At 75.9% G+C, this 18,283-nt stretch carries 19 protein-coding genes; 7 read left to right on the forward strand and 12 right to left on the reverse strand.

Going from position 1 to position 18,283, the window contains the following annotated elements:
* Window positions 1–21 precede the first annotated feature (21 nt).
* Window positions 22–1,224: a dipeptidase gene (locus tag AAG589_RS10725; RefSeq protein ID WP_430567249.1), complete on the forward strand. Its 1,203-nt coding sequence runs from the start codon at window positions 22–24 to the stop codon at window positions 1,222–1,224.
* A 40-nt stretch (window positions 1,225–1,264) separates the two neighbouring features.
* The gene (locus tag AAG589_RS10730) at window positions 1,265–1,945 is read left to right on the forward strand and encodes a response regulator transcription factor (protein ID WP_430567250.1); all 681 of its coding nucleotides are present in this window, start codon (window positions 1,265–1,267) and stop codon (window positions 1,943–1,945) included.
* Window positions 1,946–1,963: 18 nt separating this feature from the next.
* Here AAG589_RS10730 and AAG589_RS10735 read toward each other — a convergent pair whose 3' ends face one another.
* Complete coding sequence (locus tag AAG589_RS10735) at window positions 1,964–3,655, reverse strand: GAF domain-containing sensor histidine kinase (RefSeq protein WP_430567251.1); 1,692 nt, start codon at window positions 3,653–3,655, stop codon at window positions 1,964–1,966.
* 170 nt (window positions 3,656–3,825) lie between these two features.
* Here AAG589_RS10735 and AAG589_RS10740 point away from each other — a divergent pair, with 170 nt between their 5' ends.
* Window positions 3,826–4,731 (forward strand): universal stress protein, encoded by a 906-nt coding sequence (locus AAG589_RS10740; RefSeq protein WP_430567252.1) that lies wholly within the window; start codon window positions 3,826–3,828, stop codon window positions 4,729–4,731.
* A 56-nt stretch (window positions 4,732–4,787) separates the two neighbouring features.
* On the opposite strand, the gene AAG589_RS10745 is transcribed toward AAG589_RS10740, so the two are convergent.
* From AAG589_RS10745 to AAG589_RS10755, 3 genes are all read right to left on the reverse strand, one after another.
* On the reverse strand, window positions 4,788–5,057 hold the full coding sequence (locus AAG589_RS10745) for a hypothetical protein (RefSeq protein WP_430567253.1): 270 nt from the start codon (window positions 5,055–5,057) through the stop codon (window positions 4,788–4,790).
* Between the two features lie 72 nt (window positions 5,058–5,129).
* The gene (locus AAG589_RS10750; protein ID WP_430567254.1) at window positions 5,130–5,687 is read right to left on the reverse strand and encodes a GNAT family N-acetyltransferase; all 558 of its coding nucleotides are present in this window, start codon (window positions 5,685–5,687) and stop codon (window positions 5,130–5,132) included.
* Window positions 5,688–5,697: 10 nt separating this feature from the next.
* The gene (locus tag AAG589_RS10755; protein WP_430567255.1) at window positions 5,698–6,261 is read right to left on the reverse strand and encodes a TetR/AcrR family transcriptional regulator; all 564 of its coding nucleotides are present in this window, start codon (window positions 6,259–6,261) and stop codon (window positions 5,698–5,700) included.
* Between the two features lie 105 nt (window positions 6,262–6,366).
* Here AAG589_RS10755 and AAG589_RS10760 point away from each other — a divergent pair, with 105 nt between their 5' ends.
* Entirely contained in the window at window positions 6,367–7,272 is a 906-nt protein-coding gene (locus AAG589_RS10760; protein ID WP_430567256.1) for an NAD-dependent epimerase/dehydratase family protein, read from the forward strand.
* A 33-nt stretch (window positions 7,273–7,305) separates the two neighbouring features.
* Here the strand turns inward: AAG589_RS10760 and AAG589_RS10765 are convergent, their stop codons facing one another.
* Window positions 7,306–7,887, reverse strand: coding sequence for a 1-acyl-sn-glycerol-3-phosphate acyltransferase (locus tag AAG589_RS10765; RefSeq protein WP_430567257.1), 582 nt, complete (start codon window positions 7,885–7,887; stop codon window positions 7,306–7,308).
* Between the two features lie 615 nt (window positions 7,888–8,502).
* Here AAG589_RS10765 and AAG589_RS10770 point away from each other — a divergent pair.
* Entirely contained in the window at window positions 8,503–9,096 is a 594-nt protein-coding gene (locus AAG589_RS10770) for a hypothetical protein (RefSeq protein WP_430567258.1), read from the forward strand.
* Between the two features lie 112 nt (window positions 9,097–9,208).
* On the opposite strand, the gene AAG589_RS10775 is transcribed toward AAG589_RS10770, so the two are convergent.
* The 6 genes from AAG589_RS10775 to AAG589_RS10800 all read right to left on the reverse strand — a co-directional run bounded on the left by AAG589_RS10775 (window position 9,209) and on the right by AAG589_RS10800 (window position 14,783).
* Window positions 9,209–10,561, reverse strand: a complete 1,353-nt coding sequence (locus AAG589_RS10775) for a hypothetical protein (protein WP_430567259.1) — start codon at window positions 10,559–10,561, stop codon at window positions 9,209–9,211.
* Complete coding sequence (locus AAG589_RS10780) at window positions 10,558–11,142, reverse strand: RNA polymerase sigma factor (protein WP_430567260.1); 585 nt, start codon at window positions 11,140–11,142, stop codon at window positions 10,558–10,560. Before AAG589_RS10780 ends, AAG589_RS10775 begins: the two co-directional genes overlap by 4 nt.
* Before the next feature lie 91 nt (window positions 11,143–11,233).
* Window positions 11,234–11,665 carry a universal stress protein gene (locus tag AAG589_RS10785; RefSeq protein WP_430567261.1) on the reverse strand — a complete coding sequence of 144 codons (432 nt, stop codon included), beginning with the start codon at window positions 11,663–11,665 and terminating at the stop codon, window positions 11,234–11,236.
* Window positions 11,662–13,233, reverse strand: coding sequence for a tripartite tricarboxylate transporter permease (locus AAG589_RS10790; RefSeq protein ID WP_430567262.1), 1,572 nt, complete (start codon window positions 13,231–13,233; stop codon window positions 11,662–11,664). The genes AAG589_RS10785 and AAG589_RS10790 overlap by 4 nt, the downstream gene beginning before the upstream one ends.
* A gap of 12 nt (window positions 13,234–13,245) precedes the next feature.
* Entirely contained in the window at window positions 13,246–13,776 is a 531-nt protein-coding gene (locus tag AAG589_RS10795; protein WP_430567263.1) for a tripartite tricarboxylate transporter TctB family protein, read from the reverse strand.
* Complete coding sequence (locus AAG589_RS10800) at window positions 13,773–14,783, reverse strand: Bug family tripartite tricarboxylate transporter substrate binding protein (protein WP_430567264.1); 1,011 nt, start codon at window positions 14,781–14,783, stop codon at window positions 13,773–13,775. Before AAG589_RS10800 ends, AAG589_RS10795 begins: the two co-directional genes overlap by 4 nt.
* A 161-nt stretch (window positions 14,784–14,944) precedes the next feature.
* On the opposite strand from AAG589_RS10800, the gene AAG589_RS10805 reads away from it, so the two are divergent.
* Both AAG589_RS10805 and AAG589_RS10810 read left to right on the forward strand, forming a co-directional pair.
* Entirely contained in the window at window positions 14,945–16,630 is a 1,686-nt protein-coding gene (locus AAG589_RS10805; protein ID WP_430567265.1) for a sensor histidine kinase, read from the forward strand.
* Window positions 16,627–17,340, forward strand: coding sequence for a response regulator (locus AAG589_RS10810; RefSeq protein ID WP_430567266.1), 714 nt, complete (start codon window positions 16,627–16,629; stop codon window positions 17,338–17,340). The genes AAG589_RS10805 and AAG589_RS10810 overlap by 4 nt, the downstream gene beginning before the upstream one ends.
* Here AAG589_RS10810 and AAG589_RS10815 read toward each other — a convergent pair.
* Window positions 17,325–18,218, reverse strand: a complete 894-nt coding sequence (locus AAG589_RS10815; protein WP_430567267.1) for a LysR family transcriptional regulator — start codon at window positions 18,216–18,218, stop codon at window positions 17,325–17,327. The two genes, AAG589_RS10810 and AAG589_RS10815, sit on opposite strands and share 16 nt — an antisense overlap.
* Window positions 18,219–18,283 lie beyond the last annotated feature (65 nt).

Genomic DNA, 18,283 nt, shown 5'->3' on the forward strand with positions numbered 1-18,283 from the left:
GCGCTGGATAGGCTCGCCGGCATGACCAGCACCGCCGAGCGCGTCGCCGCCCTCCTGCACGACCACCCCGTCTGGGACGGGCACAACGACCTGCCGTGGGAGGCGCGCGACCAGGTCGCGTACGACTGGTCCCGGCTGGACCTCGAGGCCGGCACGGAGGGCCGAACGCACACGGACGTGCCGCGGCTGCGCGCCGGGGGAGTGGGGGCCCAGTTCTGGTCGGTGTACGTGCCGTCCAACCTGCCCGGCAGCGGGGCGGTCACCGCGACCCTCGAGCAGGTGGACGCCGTCCGGCGCATGGTGGCGCGCTGGCCGGAGCACTTCCGGCTCGCGACGAGCGCCGACGACGTCGTCGCCGCCTGGGCGGAGGGCAAGATCGCGTCGCTCATGGGCGCCGAGGGCGGGCAGTCGATCGACTCGTCGATGGGCGCGCTGCGCATGCTGTACGAGCTGGGCGTGCGCTACATGACGCTCACCCACAACCACCACACCCCGTGGGCGGAGTCCGCGACGGACGAGCCGCCCGCGGACGGCCGGTTCGAGCACGGCGGCCTGACGGCGTTCGGCCGCGAGGTGGTGCGCGAGATGAACCGGCTCGGGATGCTCGTCGACCTGTCGCACGTGTCGGCGGGCACGATGCGCGCCGCGCTCGACGTCGCCGAGGCGCCGGTGATCTTCTCGCACAGCTCCGCCCGCGCCGTCTGCGACGTGCCGCGCAACGTGCCCGACGACGTGCTCGCGCGCCTCGCCGACAACGGCGGGGTGTGCATGGTGACCTTCGTGCCGAGCTTCGTCACCCCCGCGATCGGGGAATGGCGCGCGCAGGCCGGGGAGGCGGCGAGGGCGGCCGGGATCGCGCCGAACGACTACGCGGAGTTCGCCGCGTTCTCGACCGAGTGGGCGAAGGCCCACCCCCAGCCGCCGACGACGCTCGACGACGTCGTCGCCCACGTCGAGCACGTGCGCGAGGTCGCGGGCGCCGCGCACGTCGGTCTCGGCGGCGACTACGACGGCGCGGGCGGCTTCGCCGAGGAGCTGCGGGACGTCTCCGGCTACCCGAACCTGCTGGCGGCGCTCGCGGACCGTGGCTGGTCGGACGCCGACCTGGCGGGCCTCACGAGCGGCAACGTGCTGCGCGCGCTGCGCGGCGCGGAGGACGTCGCGGCCCGGCTGCAGGCGGAGCGGGAGCCGAGCGTCGCGCGCATCGCGGACCTCGACGGCTGACGGCCGCCCGTGCGGGGCGCGGGGGGTCTAGCGTGAGGTCATGACCGGCGCGCCCGTGCGGGTGTTCCTCGTCGACGACCACGAGGTGGTCCGCCGCGGCGTCGCCGACCTGCTCGGGATGGAGGACGACCTCGAGGTGGTCGGCACGGCGGGCACGGCGGCCGAGGCCCTCGCCCGGGTGCCGGCCGTGCGTCCGGACGTCGTCGTCCTCGACGTGCGGCTGCCCGACGGCGACGGCGTCACGGTGTGCCGGGAGCTGCGGTCGCGCACGGACGCCGCGGTCCTCATCCTGACCTCGTTCGACGACGACGAGTCGCTGTTCGACGCGATCCTCGCCGGCGCGTCGGGCTACGTGCTCAAGCAGGTGCGCGGCAGCGACCTGGTCTCCGGGATCCGGACGGTGGCGGCGGGCGGGTCCATGCTCGACCCGCGCGCCGCGAGCCGGGTGATGGCGCGCCTGCGCCACCAGGGCGAGGACGAGGACCCGCTGGGCGACCTCACGCCGCAGGAGCGGCGCATCCTCGGGCTGGTGGGCGAGGGCATGACGAACCGGCAGATCGGCGCCGAGCTGTTCCTCGCGGAGAAGACCGTGAAGAACTACGTGTCGAGCCTGCTGTCCAAGCTCGGGCTCGAGCGGCGGGTGCAGGCCGCCGTGCTCGCGGCGCGGCTCGAGCAGACCGGCCGGCCCGGCGAGGCGGACCACCCGGCGCCCCCGCTCTGAGGGGCCCGGGCGGAGGCGTCAGCTGCTCGTCGTCGGGAGAGGGACGCGCCAGTGCACCGTGGTGCCCCCGGCGGGCCCGGGCCCGACCTCGAACGACCCGCCCAGCTCCGTGGCCCGCCGGGAGAGGTTGGCGAGGCCGCTGCGCGGGGCGTCGGGGGTGATCCCGGTGCCGTCGTCCGACACGGTGAGCACCAGGTCGTCCGCGACCCGCAGCCGTACGTGGGCCCGCGTGGCCCGCGCGTGGCGCGCCGTGTTCGACAGCGTCTCGCGCAGCACCGCGACGAGGTGCGCCGTCGTCGTCGAGGGCACGTGCGAGTCGATCGGCCCGTCCAGGCGGACGGTCGGGGTGAAGCCGAGGGTGTGCGCCGCCGCCTCCACCTCGGCGAGCAGCAGCGACCGGGTGGCGACCCGGCGCGGGGCGTCGCTCCCCGGGTCGCGCAGGTCCCGGATGGTGGTGCGGATCAGGTCGATCGTCTCGTCGACCTGGTCGATCGCCTCGCCCACCCGCGACCCCAGCTCCTGCCTGTCGTCCAGGTCGAGGGGCTGGGCGTCCCCGAGGCGCCGGTCCACGGACTGCAGGGAGAGGCCCGTCGCGTACAGGCGCTGCACGGCCAGGTCGTGCAGGTCCCGGGCGATGCGGTCCCGGTCGCGCACCACGGCCAGCCGGGCGGCGTCCGCGCGCCGCTCCGCCAGCTCGAGCGTCACCGCGGCCTGGTTCGCGAACGCGCCGAGCGCCTCGATCACGACGTCGCGGAACGGCTCCGCCCCCCGGACCCTCCCGACGGCCAGGACGCCGAGCACGCGCCGCCCCCGCCCGACCAGAGGGAACACGGCGAGTGGGCCGACGGTGCCGACGGGGTGCAGCACGAGCTGTGCCCGGTCGTCCGCCGAGGCGTCGGCGGAGATGATCGACCGCCCCTCGACGAACGCCATCGTGAGGAAGGACCCTGCGGTGCGCAGCGCCCGGCCCCGCAGCGACTCCGCCCGGATCCCGACGGCCGCCCGGACGGTGAGGATCGGGACACCGCCCGCCGGCCCGTCGTCCGACGGGACGGCGATCCCCGCGGTGTCCGCCGCCGCGACGGTGGTCGCGCCGGTGGTGACGAGGTCGAGCACCGCGTCGGGGTCCTCGCCGGCGAGCAGCCGGCGGGCGATCTCGTCGTCCGCGCGCGACCAGCGTTCGCGCAGCCGCGCCTCCTCGTACAGTCGGGCGTTCTCGACCGCCACGCTCGCGGCCGACGCGAACGCCTCCAGCAGCCGCTCGTCGTCCTCGGTGAACTCCCCGCCGCCGCGCTTCTCGGTGAGGTAGAGGGTGCCGAACGGCTCCCCGTGCACTTGCAGCGGCATCCCGAGGAAGCTGTGCATCGTCGGGTGGTGCGGCGGGAAGCCGGTCGAGCGCGGGTCTGCGGTGATGTCGGGGACGCGCAGGGGGCGCCGGTCGCGCACGAGCTCGCCGAGGAGCCCGTGCCCCGTCGGGTAGGGGCCGACCGCGCGGGTCTCCTCCTCGGACATCCCCACGGTGAGGAACCGGGCGATGCGGCCGTCCTCCCCGAGCACGCCGAGGGCGGCGTAGCGGGCGTCGACCATCGCGGCGGCGGCCCGGACCACCCGGTGCAGCGTCGTCTCCAGCTCGAGGCCGCGGCCCACGGACACGACGGCGTCCAGCAGGACGTCCATGTCCCGGTCCCGGCGGTCCTGCCGAGCGCTCACCTCTTCACGGTAGTACGGCGGGCCCGCGGACGTCCGGCATGCCGCCGATGCCCCGGATGCCGCCGATGGCCCCGATCGGGACCTTCGGCCCTGGGGTGCAGGACGCCCGGCCCGAGGGTCGGGGCGTTCGGCACTCGCGCCCGGCCCCGCTCGCGTGGCCGACTGGTGACGTGCCAGGGAACGTCGAGGAGCTCGCCAGCGCCGGAGGGCCGGTCCGGGACGTCGTCGTGGGCGTCGACGGCTCGGAGGGCGGTTACCACGCGATGGCGTGGGCGACGGGGGAGGCCGAGCGCCTCGCGGCGCGGCTCGTCGTCGTGCACGCGTACGCCCAGCCCCTGGGCGTCGGGGCCGTCGTCGCGGCCCGCGGGCCGGAGCAGCGCGCCGAGGCCGAGGCGCTGGTCGCGCGGGCCCGGGCCCGGTACGAGCGCACGGCGCGGACCCGGGCGCTCCCGGCGGGGCCGGCCGCGGTCGGGTTCGCGGCCGTGCGCGGGGACGCCTCCGCCGTCCTGGTGCACCATGCGCGCCGCGGCGCCTCCGTGGTCGTGGGCAGGCGGGGTGTCGGCACGTTCGACAGCGTCCCCATGGGGTCGATCTCCTCCGCCGTCGCGGCGCTGGCGCCGGGCCGGGTGGTGGTCGTGCCGCGCGCCGCCCGCGTCCTGACCCCGCGGCGCGTGGTCGTGGCCGTCGACCCGCGGGACCCGTCGGAGCGCGTGTTCGAGGCCGGGTTCGACGAGGCCGACCGGGCGGGCCTCCCGCTGGTCGCGGCGCACGCGATCGACGAGGGGATGTTCGTGGGCGTCACCGAGGGCGACCTGGCCTGGCTCGGCCGCCTCCGTGCAGAGGCCCGGGCGGACCTGGAGGCGCAGGCCGCGCGCTGGGGGGAGAAGTACCCGGAGGTGCGCTGGTCGATCGAGCAGCGCGGGGCCCCCGGCGCCCTCCTGGCGGTGCTGCGCTCGGACGACCTCGTGGTCACCGGCGGGCACGAGCGCGCGCGCCGGGTCGGCCGCGTGCGCGGCTCCGTGCCGGACCGTCTCGTGCGGCACGCGCCGTGCGCCGTGACGGTGGTGCACGAGTAGGACTTGCGGTCGCGCGCCCGTCGACTCCCCCGGCGGGCGCGCGGCGGCAGGACGCCTCAGGCGTTGAGGGAGCGCCGCGACCAGCTCGCGCCCAGGGCGCGCAGGACGTCGTGCGGGTCGCGCGCCGTGGCCTCCGTGTAGGCGCGCAGCGACATCACCGACGCCGTGAGCATCGTGGTGATGACCTCGCGGGCGAGGCGCGGGTCGACGCTTGCCTCGTCGAGGAGCTCCTGCACCACGCGCGAGCGGATGCCGAGGTCCGGCTCCGAGCACGCCGTCAGCAGGGCGATGGTCAGCGACCCGGCGTCCGTGCTGTCAGTACCCATGGCGTCCCCCTCCGCGGCCCGACGGTCCCGGTCTACCGCACGGGACGACGTCGCGCACCCGGACGGCTCGTGTCAGTCGTCGTGGAGGATGCGCTGGAACAGGGCGTGGTCCTGCCAGCGTCCGGCGATCCGGAGGTAGGACGGCGCGGTGCCGATGCGGTCGAACCCGGTGCGCGCGAGCACCGTCTGCGACGCGGCGTTGTGCAGCAGCGTCGCGGCCTGGACGCGGTGCAGCCCGAGGTCGTCGCGGGCATGTGCGCACGCGGCCTCGACCGCGGCGGTCATGACGCCGCGCCCCGCGAGCGCGCCGTCGACCCAGTAGCCCAGGTGGGCGTTGCAGAACGCCCCGCGCACGACGTCGGACAGGTTGACGCGCCCGACGATCGCGCCGGCCCGCTCCAGGATCAGCGGCACCGACCGGCCGGCCTCGTGCGCGCCGAGCTCCGTGGCGACCAGGTCGGCCTGCCGCTCGGCGTCGTAGAACGCGGGCGGCCGCACGGGCTCCCACGGCTCCAGGTGCGCGCGGTTGCGGGTGTAGGCGGCGGCGAGCGCCGGGCCGTCGTCGTGCCGCAGGGGGCGCAGGGTGACGCCAGCCGGCAGCACTGCGGGGAGGAACGTGGTGGCGGGCACGACGGCGAGCCTAGCCTCGGGCCTGGTCGCGCAGCGCCGCGAGGGCTGCCCGCACCTCGTCGGTGACCGGGCGCGCCTGCCCCGACGCGATCCAGGCGTCGAACCCGATGCGGAAGGCGCCGAGGCCGGCCTCGGCCACCATCGAGGCGTCGGGCTCCGGGACGCCCCGGGCGCGCAGGGCGGCCGCGGCGGCGTCGCGCAGCGCGGCGAGCTTCAGGAGCTCCCGCTCCCGCAGGCGGGGGGTCGCGGCGACGACGGCGGCGCGGCGAGCGGCGAACTCGCGGCGTTCCTCGAGCGACGCGGCGACGGTCGCGAAGGCCTCGCCGACGACGGCGAGCGGTGCGGCGTCGACAGGCGCGGCGACGACGGCGTCGACCACGCGCTCCTCGAGCCGGTGCGAGCCGTCGAACAGCACCTCCCGCTTGTCGGCGAAGTGCCGGAAGTACGTGCGCTCGGTCACGCCGGCGCGCTCGGCGATCTGGGCGGTCGTCGTCTGCTCGAACCCCTGCTCGGCATAGAGGTCGAGCGCGGCGCGCGTCATGCGCCCGCGCGCGTCGGGTTCCCATCGGGCCATGCGGGACAGTCTAGTGATGACAGTTCCTGACATCCGGGTGTACCGTCAGTGATGTCAGCAACTGACATCACCTGGTCCGGGTCTCGCGGGCCGAGAGGAGAACTCATGCGCGTGTTCGTCACCGGAGCGTCCGGATGGATCGGCTCCCACACCGTCCCGCACCTGCTGGCGGCGGGGCACGACGTCGTCGGGCTCGCCCGGTCCGACGCCTCCACCCGCCGGATCGAGGAGCTGGGTGCCACGGCGGTCCGGGGCGGCCTCGACGACCCGAGCGTCCTGCGTGCCGCCGCCCGCGACGCCGACGCCGTGGTCCACCTGGCGTTCAAGCACGACTTCACCGATTACGAGGGGGCGGGGCGCACCGAGCGCGCCGTCGTCCAGGGCTTCCTCGACGAGCTCGCGGACAGCGGGCGCGCGCTCCTCCTCGCGTCCGGTCTGGCAGGCAAGCCCGGCCAGGTGATCACCGAGGACGACCCCACCGCGTTCACCGGGCCGGAGGCGCCGCGCGGCGGCTCCGACGGCCTCGTGCTCGCGGCGGGCGAGCGTGGCGTCGCGGGTGTCGCCCTGCGGTTCGCCGCCTCCGTGCACGGCGCCGGCGACCACGGCTTCGTCGACATCCTCGCGCGGACCGCGCGCGAGCGCGGCGTGTCCGGCTACGTCGGCGACGGCACGCACCGGTGGCCCGCCGTCCACGTCTCCGACGCCGGGCGGGCCGTAGCGCTTGCGGTCGACAAGGCCACCACCGGCGGGACAGCCGCGCACGTCGTGGCTGAGGAGGGCATCGCGACGCGGGACATCGCCGCGGCGATCGGGGACGCCCTCGGGCTCCCGGTCGCGTCGGTGGACCCCGCGGACGCCATGGACCACTTCGGTTGGCTGGGCGGGTTCTGGAGCACCGACATCGTCGCCTCGTCGGAGCGCACGCGCGAGCGTCTCGGGTGGGTGCCGACGGGCCCGACCCTGCTCGAGGACCTCGCCGCCGGCGCCTACGACCACGTGGCGCGCGGCTGACGAGATCGGACGGCGGCTGCGGCCGGTCGGGCGTCAGCCCGGCCGGTCCTCGTCCGCCAGGCGCGGCTCGGTGCGCAGGGCCGGCCGCAGGCCCGCCTTGTCCGCGTAGAACGCGCGGATCTCATCCATGTCGGCACGCACGTCGCCGGAGAGACGGATGGTGGGGCCGAGGCCCGTGGTCATCGTGGTGCGGTCCACGTACCCGAGCGTCACGGGCAGGTCGGCGGCCCGCGCGATGCGGTAGAAGCCGGACTTCCACCCGTCGCCCGAGCGCGTGCCCTCGGGCGTGACGACGAGGTGGAAGACCTCGCCGGCGCGGACCCGCGACAGCACGTCCTCGACCACGCGGCTGGGGTCGCGACGGTCCACGGGGATGCCGCCGAGCGCGCGCATGATCGGCCCGCGCCACCCGGCGAAGAGTGTGTGCTTGCCGAGCCACCGCACGTCCAGGCCGAGGCGCCACGCGATCGCGAGCATGATCACGAAGTCCCAGTTGGACGTGTGCGGCGCGCCCACGAGCACGCTCGCCTGCGCTGGGACGGGCTCGCTGCGCAGGGTCCAGCGGCTGAGCCGCCAGTACGTGCCGGCGAGCGCTCGGCGCAGGGTTCTGAGCATCGGGCGACTCTACCGGGCGGTCGCCGGTGACGACGTGCCCGCCCTGCGTGCCCGGGTACAGGCCGCAGAGAAGGCGCTCCTCGTCCAGGTGCTGCAGGACTGGCGCCCATGAACCGGCGGTAGTGCCGCGGCGTGTCGCGACCCCGGCGAGTCGTCACCGCGAACGGGTTGTCATGTCGAGCACTGTCCGCTCGTCGGGAGCGGCGGCCGCTTTCCGCGCACGGGTCCGTCCCTGCCATCGCCGCTCGCTCGGCGGGAGCCGGGCCCGCATGACGCGCGCCGCTCCTGGTGGGCGGGAGCTGCGGTCAGGGCCGAATCGGCTCCTGCCGCGCAGGCGTGACTCCTGCTTCGCCGACAGTGCCCCAAACGACAACTCCTGCGGCACGACGACACACCGCACGACACGCCGAGTCTCGCGGGACCGGCCTCAGTCGACGCGGGCGAAGGCGATGCTCTCGGCGACGAATACCACCGCCTCGACCTCCGTGGCGCAGCCCGGGCGGTGGTCAGTCGTCGGGTGGTCACGGCCGGACCCTACGTGCGGTCGCGGGGCGGAGCCCGTGCATTTTCTTCGGTGGTCGGTAGCGATCGCCCTCGTGCCGGCAACTCAGAGGTATGAGCACTCGACGCCGACGCCCTGGGGACGCCTCCGCGCCCCTGATCTTCGCGCTCGTGGCGCTCGGCTGCGCCACGGTCTGGGTCGTGTGGCTCGGCATGCTGATGCTCACCGACGTCTCGGGGCCGCAGACGGCCGGCTGGGCGCTGGCAGTCGGCGGGGTGACGGTGCTGGTCGCCGTCGCGCTGCTGGTGGCGTCGCTGCTGCGCGGTCCGACGCGGATCGTCGCGCACGACCCTTCCGGTGCGCACTGGTCGCTGCGCGCGGCGCCGGTGCCCGTGCGGCTCGCGAGCTCCTCGGCGCTCGCGCCCGGGTCACGGGGCGAGGCACTCGCCGCCCAGGTCGTGCGGGCCGCCACCCGGCCCGAGACCGCGCACCGGATCGACCGTGCACGGGCGGTGCTTGTGCTGCAGCAGATCCTCGAGGTCGCGCAGGGTCCGGACGGCTCCGGCGGCACCGGCGGGGCCGGCGGGGACACGGAGTGGGCGCGGGTGCGCGCGGCCGTCGTCGACCTGACCCTCCGGGCGTCCGACCACCCGCCGCACCCCGTCACGCTGCTGCCGTGGGAGGAGCGCCTCGCCGCTCCGCGCTGAGCTGCCGGCGTCGCCCGCCGGGCGATCAGGGGATCGTCCGGCGGGCGCCGCCGGCGTCGGCCAGCACCATGCGTCGGGACGAGGGCGGCGGGCATGCTAGCGCGCGACGCGCTCACTCCTCGTGCCGCGAGCCGTCGTGGAGGTACCAGACCAGCTGCGCCTCGTCCCAGGTCTCGTCGCTCACGTCCGTGCTCCACGCCACCCAGTACCCGTCTCTCAGCTCGGCGGGGATCACGTCGCCGTCCTCGGTCTCCAGCTCCACGCTCGCGACGTCCGCGCCCGCGAAGCCCGTCAGCATCCGGGCCCCGTCCGTCGAGGTGCCGATCTCCACCCTCGCCACACCCCGTGCAGGGGCGGCGTCGGCCTTGCCGTTCGTCATGGTGAAGGACTGGTACGGCGGGTCGGTCTCCTGGACGCACATGACGAGCTCGCGCCGTCCGTTCATCATCGCGGTGAGCCCGAGGTCGCCGTACCGCTTCTCGAACAGGGGCCGGAGGCCGGGGATGTCCGGGCCGTCCGTGCACGCCCGCCGCCGTCGCTCGGTGAGCGCCGTGGCCGGCTCCCCGTCCTCGGGCCAGGCGCTGTCGAGCGGCAGCGACCGCTCGGCGCCGTGCTCCCGCCAGAGGAGCGAGACCTGTGCGTCTGCCGGGACGCGGTCGCCGGGCATCATGACGGTCCAGCCGGCGCCGTCCTGTACGGCGTCGACGACGAGCACAGAACCGGGAGCACCGCCGCCGTGCGGCGGATCCACCTGGAGCCGGACGGCCCGGGCGCCAGGGCCGACGTCCCCCCAGGCGACGTACCAGTCGTCGTCCGACACACCGCCGAGCGTGACCTCGCCGTCTGCCGCCGCGGGCGCGGGATCGGTCCACAGCGTGCTCGTCGAGGTGAAGCCGCCGGCGCCCCTCGTGTCCGCGCAGAAGCCGGTCAGCTCCTCAGGAGACCGCAGCAGCGTCAGGTCCGCCCCGCCGGCGCTCTCGTGGGCGAGCGACGACCAGGCCGGGTCGAGCTCGAGCCGTTCGGGCAGCGATGCCGTGAGCTGCTCGGCGCACGACGACTCGGGTGACGCGGGCCCCGGTGCGGGCTGCGGCGCCAGCACCAGCCCGACGGCGACGACGCCGACGACGCCGGCCGCGGCGGCGCCGAGCTGCACGCGACGCCGGCGGCGCTCGCGGGCGGTGCGACCGCGTCCGAGCGGCACGACGACGTCGTCGGCGACCAGGGGGAACGGGGCGTCGCCGTCGCCGTCGCCGTCGCCGCGGCGGGCGCGGGCGTCGTCGAGGTCGAGGACGTGCGCGCCACCGACGCGCCGGCTGCGGGAGGGCCCGGTCCCGTCGAGGGCCTCGTCGAGCACGGTGTCGAGGGCGGTCCGGGCGGCGGCGAGCCGCTCAGGGTCGGGCGACGAGGCGGGGGCGAGGCGGGCGAGCCGCTCGTCGATGCCTGAGGTGCTGCCTGCGGGGCTCATGCGGACCTCCTCGAGGGCGCGGCGGAGCGGACGGCGGGGCTGTCGACGGGACCGTCGACGGTGCTGTCCGCGTAGCCGGCCAGCCGCCGTCGGGCGCGGTGCAGGCGGACGTGGAACGTCGCGGTGCTGCAGCCGGCGACGTCGGCGGCGTCCGCCGGTGCGAGGCCGTCCCACGCGACGAGGAGGATCGCCTCGCGCTCTCGCTCGCTGAGCCGCGCGAGGCCGCGCAGCAGCGCGTCGCGCTCGACGGCGAGGGCCTCGGGGGCGGCCTCGGGCAGGGGCGCGGAGGCCTCGAGGCCGGCGAGCTCGTCGTCGAGCGTGCGTCGCCGCCGGGCGGCACGGTGCGCGTTGCGCACGAGGTTGCGGGCCACGACCAGCAGCCACGGCAGCGCCGGGTCGGGGACGTCGTCGAGGCGGCGCCACGCGACGAGGAACGTCTCGGAGAGCACGTCCTGGCCGGTGTCGGGGTCGGTGTGCCGCCACAGGTACGCCTGGACGCGGACGGCGTGCGCGCTCCACAGCGCGGACAGTCGCTCGCGCCGTGCGGCAGCGCCGTCGGGAGCGTCGTCGGGGGTGCTCACACGACGTAGTGTCCCGGCCGGGCGAGGACTTACCCGCCTCCCCTTCGCCGGTTGAGCCTGTCGAAACCTGGCGATCGGGGTTTCGACAGGCTCAACCGGCGGAGGTGCCGGGCTTGACGGCGAGCACGGGGCAGGCGGCGGTGAGCAGGATGCGCTGCGCGACGGAGCCCATGAGCAGCTTGCCCACGGGGCTGCGGTGCCGCAGCCCCACGACGACGAGGCGCGCAGACAGCTCGGCGGCGACGTCGAGCACCTGCTCCGCGACGTCGCGCCCCATCTCCTGCCGCACGACGTGCGGCAGCCCGGTGCCGCGCAACCGCTCGGCGAGGTCAGCCAGCCGGGCGGGGGCGGCGTACCGCTCGTCCACGAGGGCGTCGCCGCGGGTGCCGTTGACCACCGCGACGCCACGCCCGCCCTCGCGGGCCCACGCGATCGCGTGCTCCAGCGCGGCGTCGCCGAACTCGTCCGGCGTCCACGCCACCACCACCCAGCCGTCGGCCGGGGTCGTCTCGTCCGTCGTCACCGCTGTGCTCCTTCCGACACGGTCTCGGCCTCGTGCGCCTCGGCCACCACCTGCGACTCCGTCCGCGCCCGCCACCGCGACAGCAGCGGCCGGGCCAGGAGCACCAGCGCCAGCACCGCGTAGATGGCGATGGCCAGCGGCTCGCTCCACAGGATGGCGGGGTCGCCGCCGGAGATGGTGAGCGCCTCGCGCAGCTTGGTCTCCATGAGCGGGCCGAGGATGACGCCGAGGATCAGCGGCAGCACGGGCAGCCCGAACCGGCGCATCGCCATCCCGAGCAGGCCGAACACCAGCAGCAGCGCGATGTCGAACGGGTCGAGGTTGGTGGCGTAGGCGCCGAGGCAGGCGAAGAACAGGATGCCCGCGTACAGCTGGGGCCGCGGGATGCGCAGCAGCCGGGCCCACAGCGGCGCGAGCGGCAGGTTCAGCACCAGCAGCAGCAGGTTGCCGATCAGCAGGCTCGCCAGGAGCGTCCACACCATGTCCGCGTGCTCCGTCATGAGCTGCGGACCGGGCTGGATGCCGTACCCCTGCAGCGCGGACAGCATCACGGACGCGGTCGCCGTCACGGGCAGGCCGAGCGCGAGCATCGGCACGAGCATGCCCGCGGCCGACGCGTTGTTCGCGGCCTCCGGGCCGGCGACGCCCTCGATGGCGCCCTGGCCGAACTCGTCCTTGGCGTCCGCGCGCCGCCGGGCCACGCCGCGCTTCGCCAGGCTGCGCTCGGTGACGTACGACAGGAACGTCGGCAGCTCCGCGCCGCCGGCGGGCAGCGCACCGAACGGGAAGCCGTACACGGTGCCGCGCAGCCAGGGCTTCCAGGAGCGGCGCCAGTCGTCGCGGCCCATCCACGGCTGCCCGACGGGCGCGACGCTCGCCGGCTTGCGACGCAGGTGCGCGGCCACCCACAGGGCCTCGCCGAGGGCGAAGATGCCGACGGCCACCACCACGATGTCGAGGCGGTCCACGAGCTGCGTGACGCCGAACGTCAGCCGCGGCTGCCCGGTGTTGAGGTCGAGGCCCACGAGCCCGATCGTCAGGCCCAGGAACAGGGAGAGCAGGCCGCGCAGCGGGCTCGCGCCCAGCACGGTGGCCGTCATGACCAGCGCCAGCACCATGAGCGCGAAGTACGACGGCGCGCCGATCTCGACGGCGACGTCGGCCAGCGCGGGCGCGAACATCGCGACCAGCAGCGTGCCGATCGTGCCGGCGACGAACGACCCGATGGCCGCCGTCGCGAGCGCCTGCGCGCCCCGCCCCGCGCGGGCCATGAGGCTGCCCTCGAGGGCCGTCATCACCGAGGCGGACTCGCCGGGCGTGTTGAGCAGGATCGACGTCGTCGACCCGCCGTACATGCCGCCGTAGTACAGCCCGGCGAACATGATGAACGCCTGCGTGGGCTCGAGCCCGAACGTCACGGGCAGCAGCAGTGCGATCGCCATCGCCGGGCCGATGCCGGGCAGGACGCCGACGAACGTGCCGAGCAGCACGCCCACCGCGGCGTACAGGAGGTTCATGGGGGTGAGGGCGGCGCCGAGGCCGTCCCACAGCAGTCCGAGGTTCTCCATCAGCTCATCGCCTCACAGGATCCCGTCGAGGACGCCGGGGGTGAGCGGGATGCCCAGCCCGACGACGAAGCCGTACCAGCTGCCCACGGCGAGCACGAGGCCCACGAGGACGTCCCGGATGAGGGTGCGGGAGCCCAGCGCCCACGCCGCGCCCGCGAAGAGGATCGCGCCCGCGAGCGCCCACCCGAGCCAGCTCACGGTGGCGACGGTCAGGAGGATGACGCCGACCAGCTTCAGCACGGTCGGCCAGTCGGCGGGCGTCGTGACGTCGACGTCCTCGCCCGCCTCCGGCTCGGGCCGCGAGCCGCGGGCGGTCGCCACGGCCAGCAGCACGCTGGTGACGACGAGGCCGGCGCCGATGACGAACGGGAAGACGCGCGGCCCCACGGGGTCCGCGAAGCCGACCTCGAGGGTCGCGGCGTCGACCACGGTGTACGCGCCGACGGCGAGGAGCACGGCCGCCAGCCCGTACTGGGCGGCGTCGACGCGCGGCGCGGGCTGGTCGGGAGCCCCCGCGTCGGGGGCCTCGGTCTCGGCGCTCACAGCAGGTTCAGCTCCTTCAGGGTGGTCGACACCCGCTCGTCCTGCTCGCGCAGGAACTGCTCGAAGTCGTCGCCGGTGGCGAACGCGTCGGTCCAGCCGTTGTCGGCCAGGGCCTGCTCCCACTCGGGCGAGTCGTGCATGCGGGTGAGGTAGTCGATGAGCCGGGCGCGGGCCTCGTCGCTGATGCCGGGCGGGGCGACGACGCCGCGCCAGTTGGTGAAGACGAGGTCGATGCCGGACTCGGTGAGGGTCGGGACGTCGGCGAGGGCGTCGCCGGCCACGCGCTCCTCGCCGGAGACGGCGAGCACGCGCAGCTCGCCCGCCTCGATCTGCCCCTCGAACTCGGCGAGGCCGGAGAACCCGACCTGGATCTTGTGCCCGAGCAGGGCGCTGGTCAGCGGGCCGCCGCCGTCGTAGGACACGTACCGCACGTCCTTCGGGTCGACGCCGGTCGCCTTGGCGAGCTGCATGGGGAACAGGTGGTCGGGGCCGCCGGGCGACGACCCGCCGCCCACGACCACCGACCCCGGGTCCTTCTCCCACGCGGCGACCAGGTCGTCGATGGTCTCGAACGGCGAGTCGGCGGGGACCAGCACGCCCTCCTGCTCCTCGATGAGCTGCGCGAGGGGGGTGGCGTCGTGCGGGCGGGCGTCCACGCCGAACGAGTAGGTGGACCCCACCACGCCGAGCCCGAGCGTCATCATGAGCCGCTCGTTGCCCGCCTCGCCCATGAGCCGCGACATGGCGACCGAGCCGCCCGCGCCCAGGATGTTGGTGACCTGGATGTCGCCGCCGGTGATGTCGTCGCGGTCCAGGACGCCCACGGCGGCGCGGCCGGTCTGGTCGTAGCCGCCGCCCGGGCTGTTGGGGATCCACATGTCGAGGTCGGTCGAGTCGTCGCCGCGCGTCACGCCGCACGCGGCGGTGACCGCCACGAGGGTCGCGGCGAGGGCGGCGGCGACCGCGGCGCGCGCGCCGCGTCGTCGGCGGGATGTCGTCGTCGACACCGGGTACTCCAGACTGTCGGTGCTGCGGGGCGGCTGTGCCCCGCGACGATGGTCACAGGTGACCGCCGGGCGCGTCATCATTGGGCAACCAAAGGAGGTTGTGGAACTTGCGGTCACGACGTTCGCGGGGCGCCCGGCGCCACTTGACGCTCGGCGGTCAGGTGCTGGCGCTGCAGCTCGCCGTGCTGCTCGTCGTGGTCGCGGCGGCCGCCGTCGTCTTCCTCGGGCAGGCCGACGCGGCGTTCCGCGACGACCGGGCCGACCGCCTCGAGGTGGCGGCCGAGGGCCTGGCGGGCATCCCGGCGGTGCAGGGCGCGCTGACGCAGGAGGCGCCCGACACCCGGGCGCTCGCGTCCTACCTGCAGACGCGGGCCGCGTACGTCGACGCGAAGAACGCGTACGTCACCGACCTCGACGGCCGCGTCGTCGCCGCGACCGACCCGACGCGCGTCGGCGAGGGACTGGCCCTGCCCGCCGACGCGGGCACGGTCGCGGGCAGCGGCGACGTGGCCGACGTCGGCGGCCGGTCCATCGCCGCCTGGGTGCCGGTCTACGGGGGCGAGACGCCGCACCCGGTGGCCGTCGTCGTGCTGGCCGACCCGTACCCGCCGCTGACGGAGCGGCTCTCGGACGCCGGCGGCGACGTGCTCGTGGTGCTCGGCATCGGCACCGCGCTCGCGGCCGCCGGGTCGTGGCTGCTGGCGCGCCTGGTCAAGCGGCGGACGCGCGGCCTGGAGCCGGCGCAGATCGCGGCGCTCGCGGACCACCGCGAGGGCGTGCTGCGCTCGATCCGCGAGGGCGTCGTCGTGGTGGGCGACGACGGCCGCGTGAGCCTGATGAGCGACAGCGCGCGCGAGCTGCTGGGGCTGCCCCCTGCGACCGACCCCGGCGCCCCCGACCCCGCCGGCCGCCCGCTGGAAGACCTGGGCCTCGACCCCGCCGTGCTCGACCTGCTGCGCGGCACGGACGAGGTGCGCGACGCGGTGCTCGTCGCGGGCGACACCGTGCTGGTGCTCAACCGCCGCCGCGTGCTGCACGACGGCCGCCCGGCCGGCACGGTGACGACGCTGCGCGACCGCACCGAGCTGCTGGCGCTGCAGAGCGAGCTGCACGCCCGCGAGAGCGTCACCGAGACGCTGCGCGCGCAGACGCACGAGTTCAGCAACCAGCTGCACACCGTGTCCGGGCTCATCGAGCTGGGGGAGTACGACGAGGTGGGGCGGTTCGTGGAGCGGCTCACGCGGCGGCGCGCGGACCTCAGCGACGTCGTCACGACGCGGGTCGCCGACCCCGCGGTGGCGGCGCTGCTCATCGCCAAGGCGACGCTCGCGGACGAGCGGCACGTGGAGCTCGTCGTCGACCCGGCCAGCGCGCTGCCGCGGCTGGACCCGGACCTGTCGGCCGACGTCGGCACGGTGCTCGGCAACCTCGTCGACAACGCCGTCGACGCCGCGGCGTGGGCCGCAGGCCCCGACGCGCAGGGCGTCGCGTCGCCCGCCATGGTGCGGGTGCGCCTGGCGCTGGACGGGCCGGCGCACGACGTCCTCGTGGAGGTCGCGGACACCGGGCCGGGGGTGCCGCCCGAGCAGGCCGACGCGATCTTCCGGCGCGGGTGGAGCACCAAGCCGCACGGCGCGACCGGCCGGGGCGTCGGTCTGGCGCTGGTGCACGTGCTGGTGCGGCGCCGCGGCGGTCACGTCACGGTGCACAATGGCGGCGCCCGCGACGGTGGCGAGAGCGACCGTCGAGGCACCGGCGCCGTGTTCATCGCACGGCTGCCGCGGGCCGTCACGGGTGGCGGACGGGCCGCCGGGCCCGACGACGAGCTGGGGGTGCAGCAGGCGTGAGCCTCGACGTGCTGGTGGTGGAGGACGACTTCATGGTCGCGTCCATCCACCGCCGCTTCGTGGAGCGGGTCCCGGGGTTCCGGGTGGTCGGCGAGGCGCACACGGGCGCCGACGCGCTCGCCGCCGTCGAGGCCCTGCGCCCCGACCTCGTGCTGCTGGACGTGCACCTGCCCGACATGAGCGGCATCGAGGTGCTGCGCCGCCTGCGCGCCGCCGGCCACGACCTGGGCGTCGTCGTCATCACCGCGGCCCGCGAGGCCGACACCGTGCGCGCCGCCGCGGCGGGCGGCGCGGCGCACTACCTCGTCAAGCCGTTCGCCTCCGACGACCTGACGGCGCGCCTCCAGGAGTTCCGCCGCGCGCGGGCCGCGCTCGAGGGCCTGGACGACGACGGCGTCGCCGGGAGCCCGGCCGACATCCAGGCCGGCATCGACGCCGCCTTCGCCCGCCCGCCGCAGGCGGTGGGCACGCGCGAGCCCCTGCCCAAGGGCCTCAGCCAGGAGACGGCGGACGCCGTGCTCGCCGCGCTCGCGGCCGGCGACGAGCACGGCACGACCGAGCTCAGCGCCACCGAGTGCGCCGACGCCGTCGGCGTCAGCCGGGTCAGCGCCCGCCGCTACCTGGAGCACTTCGCGACGACGGGGCGCGCCGCGGTGCGCCTCAACTACGGCACCGCGGGGCGCCCCGAGCGCCGCTACCGGCTGCGCTGAGCCGACGTCGTGGGCCCCGCCGAGCCCAGCACGCGCGCCATGATCCGCGGCAGCGCGTCGGTCAGGACGGCGGGCACGGGCGTGCGGGTGACGAGCGTGACCCGCACGGCGCCGGGCACCGGCGACGCCACGATGCGGTCGCCCGGCGCCGCGTACCAGCGGGCGGTGAGCTCGGGCATGAGGGCGGGGCAGCCCAGCTCGCGCGCGATCCGTAGCGTGGCCTCGGTGGTGGGGCCGCGGCGCGGGACGGCGCCCAGCGCGGACAGCCGCCGGTGCGTCGTCTCGCCGGCCAGGTCGATGAGGCTGTAGACGACGGTGCGGCCCGCGAAGGGCCGGCTCCCGGACGCGAGCGAGGCGGCGCCGTCGGGCAGCACGACGACGCGTGGCGACTCGCCCAGCGGAGTGCGCTGCAGGCCGCGGGGGACGGCCATCTGCTCCGCGACGGTGACGATCGCGGCGTCCAGGGCGCCCTCGTGCACCTGCCGCACGAGGTTCGGGCCGTGGTCGACCTCGGGCAGGATCGTGACGCCGGGCAGCTCGAGCTCGACGGCCGTGAGCACCATCGGGCTCAGCGCCTGGATGGTGCCGACCGACAGGGTCGGCGCGTCGACGGCCGCGAGCACCTGGTCGGGCAGGGCGTCCAGGTCCGCCAGGAGCCGCGCCGCCAGCCGGGCGAGCTCGCGGCCGGCCGGGGTGGGCCGGGCGCCGGTGGTGTCGCGGTCGAACAGCGGCGTGCCGAGGCGGCGCTCCAGGGTGGCCAGGCGCCGGCTCGCCGACGGTTGCGCGAGGAGCAGCTCGCGCGCCGCGGCGCCCACCGAGCCGTGGCGTGCGACCGCCTCGGCGAGCTGCAGGTCGTCCACTGTCAGACGGGAGGTCATGTCCCCAGCGTATGAGCGCGGCACCCGCGACGGCGTCTACCGGCGTCGCCCGCCGCTGCCGAGGA

It is taken from the genome of Isoptericola sp. F-RaC21, assembly GCF_038593535.1.
Lineage (GTDB): Bacteria > Actinomycetota > Actinomycetes > Actinomycetales > Cellulomonadaceae > Isoptericola.

Coding starts and splice junctions, on each gene's coding strand:
- AAG589_RS10815 (WP_430567267.1), bottom strand. CDS start 18,218: ATGACCTCCCGTCTGACAGTGGACGACCTGCAGCTCGCCGAGGCGGTC.
- AAG589_RS10755 (WP_430567255.1), bottom strand. CDS start 6,261: ATGGCCCGATGGGAACCCGACGCGCGCGGGCGCATGACGCGCGCCGCG.
- AAG589_RS10725 (WP_430567249.1), top strand. CDS start 22: ATGACCAGCACCGCCGAGCGCGTCGCCGCCCTCCTGCACGACCACCCC.
- AAG589_RS10775 (WP_430567259.1), bottom strand. CDS start 10,561: ATGAGCCCCGCAGGCAGCACCTCAGGCATCGACGAGCGGCTCGCCCGC.
- AAG589_RS10765 (WP_430567257.1), bottom strand. CDS start 7,887: ATGCTCAGAACCCTGCGCCGAGCGCTCGCCGGCACGTACTGGCGGCTC.
- AAG589_RS10745 (WP_430567253.1), bottom strand. CDS start 5,057: ATGGGTACTGACAGCACGGACGCCGGGTCGCTGACCATCGCCCTGCTG.
- AAG589_RS10790 (WP_430567262.1), bottom strand. CDS start 13,233: ATGGAGAACCTCGGACTGCTGTGGGACGGCCTCGGCGCCGCCCTCACC.
- AAG589_RS10770 (WP_430567258.1), top strand. CDS start 8,503: ATGAGCACTCGACGCCGACGCCCTGGGGACGCCTCCGCGCCCCTGATC.
- AAG589_RS10730 (WP_430567250.1), top strand. CDS start 1,265: ATGACCGGCGCGCCCGTGCGGGTGTTCCTCGTCGACGACCACGAGGTG.
- AAG589_RS10760 (WP_430567256.1), top strand. CDS start 6,367: ATGCGCGTGTTCGTCACCGGAGCGTCCGGATGGATCGGCTCCCACACC.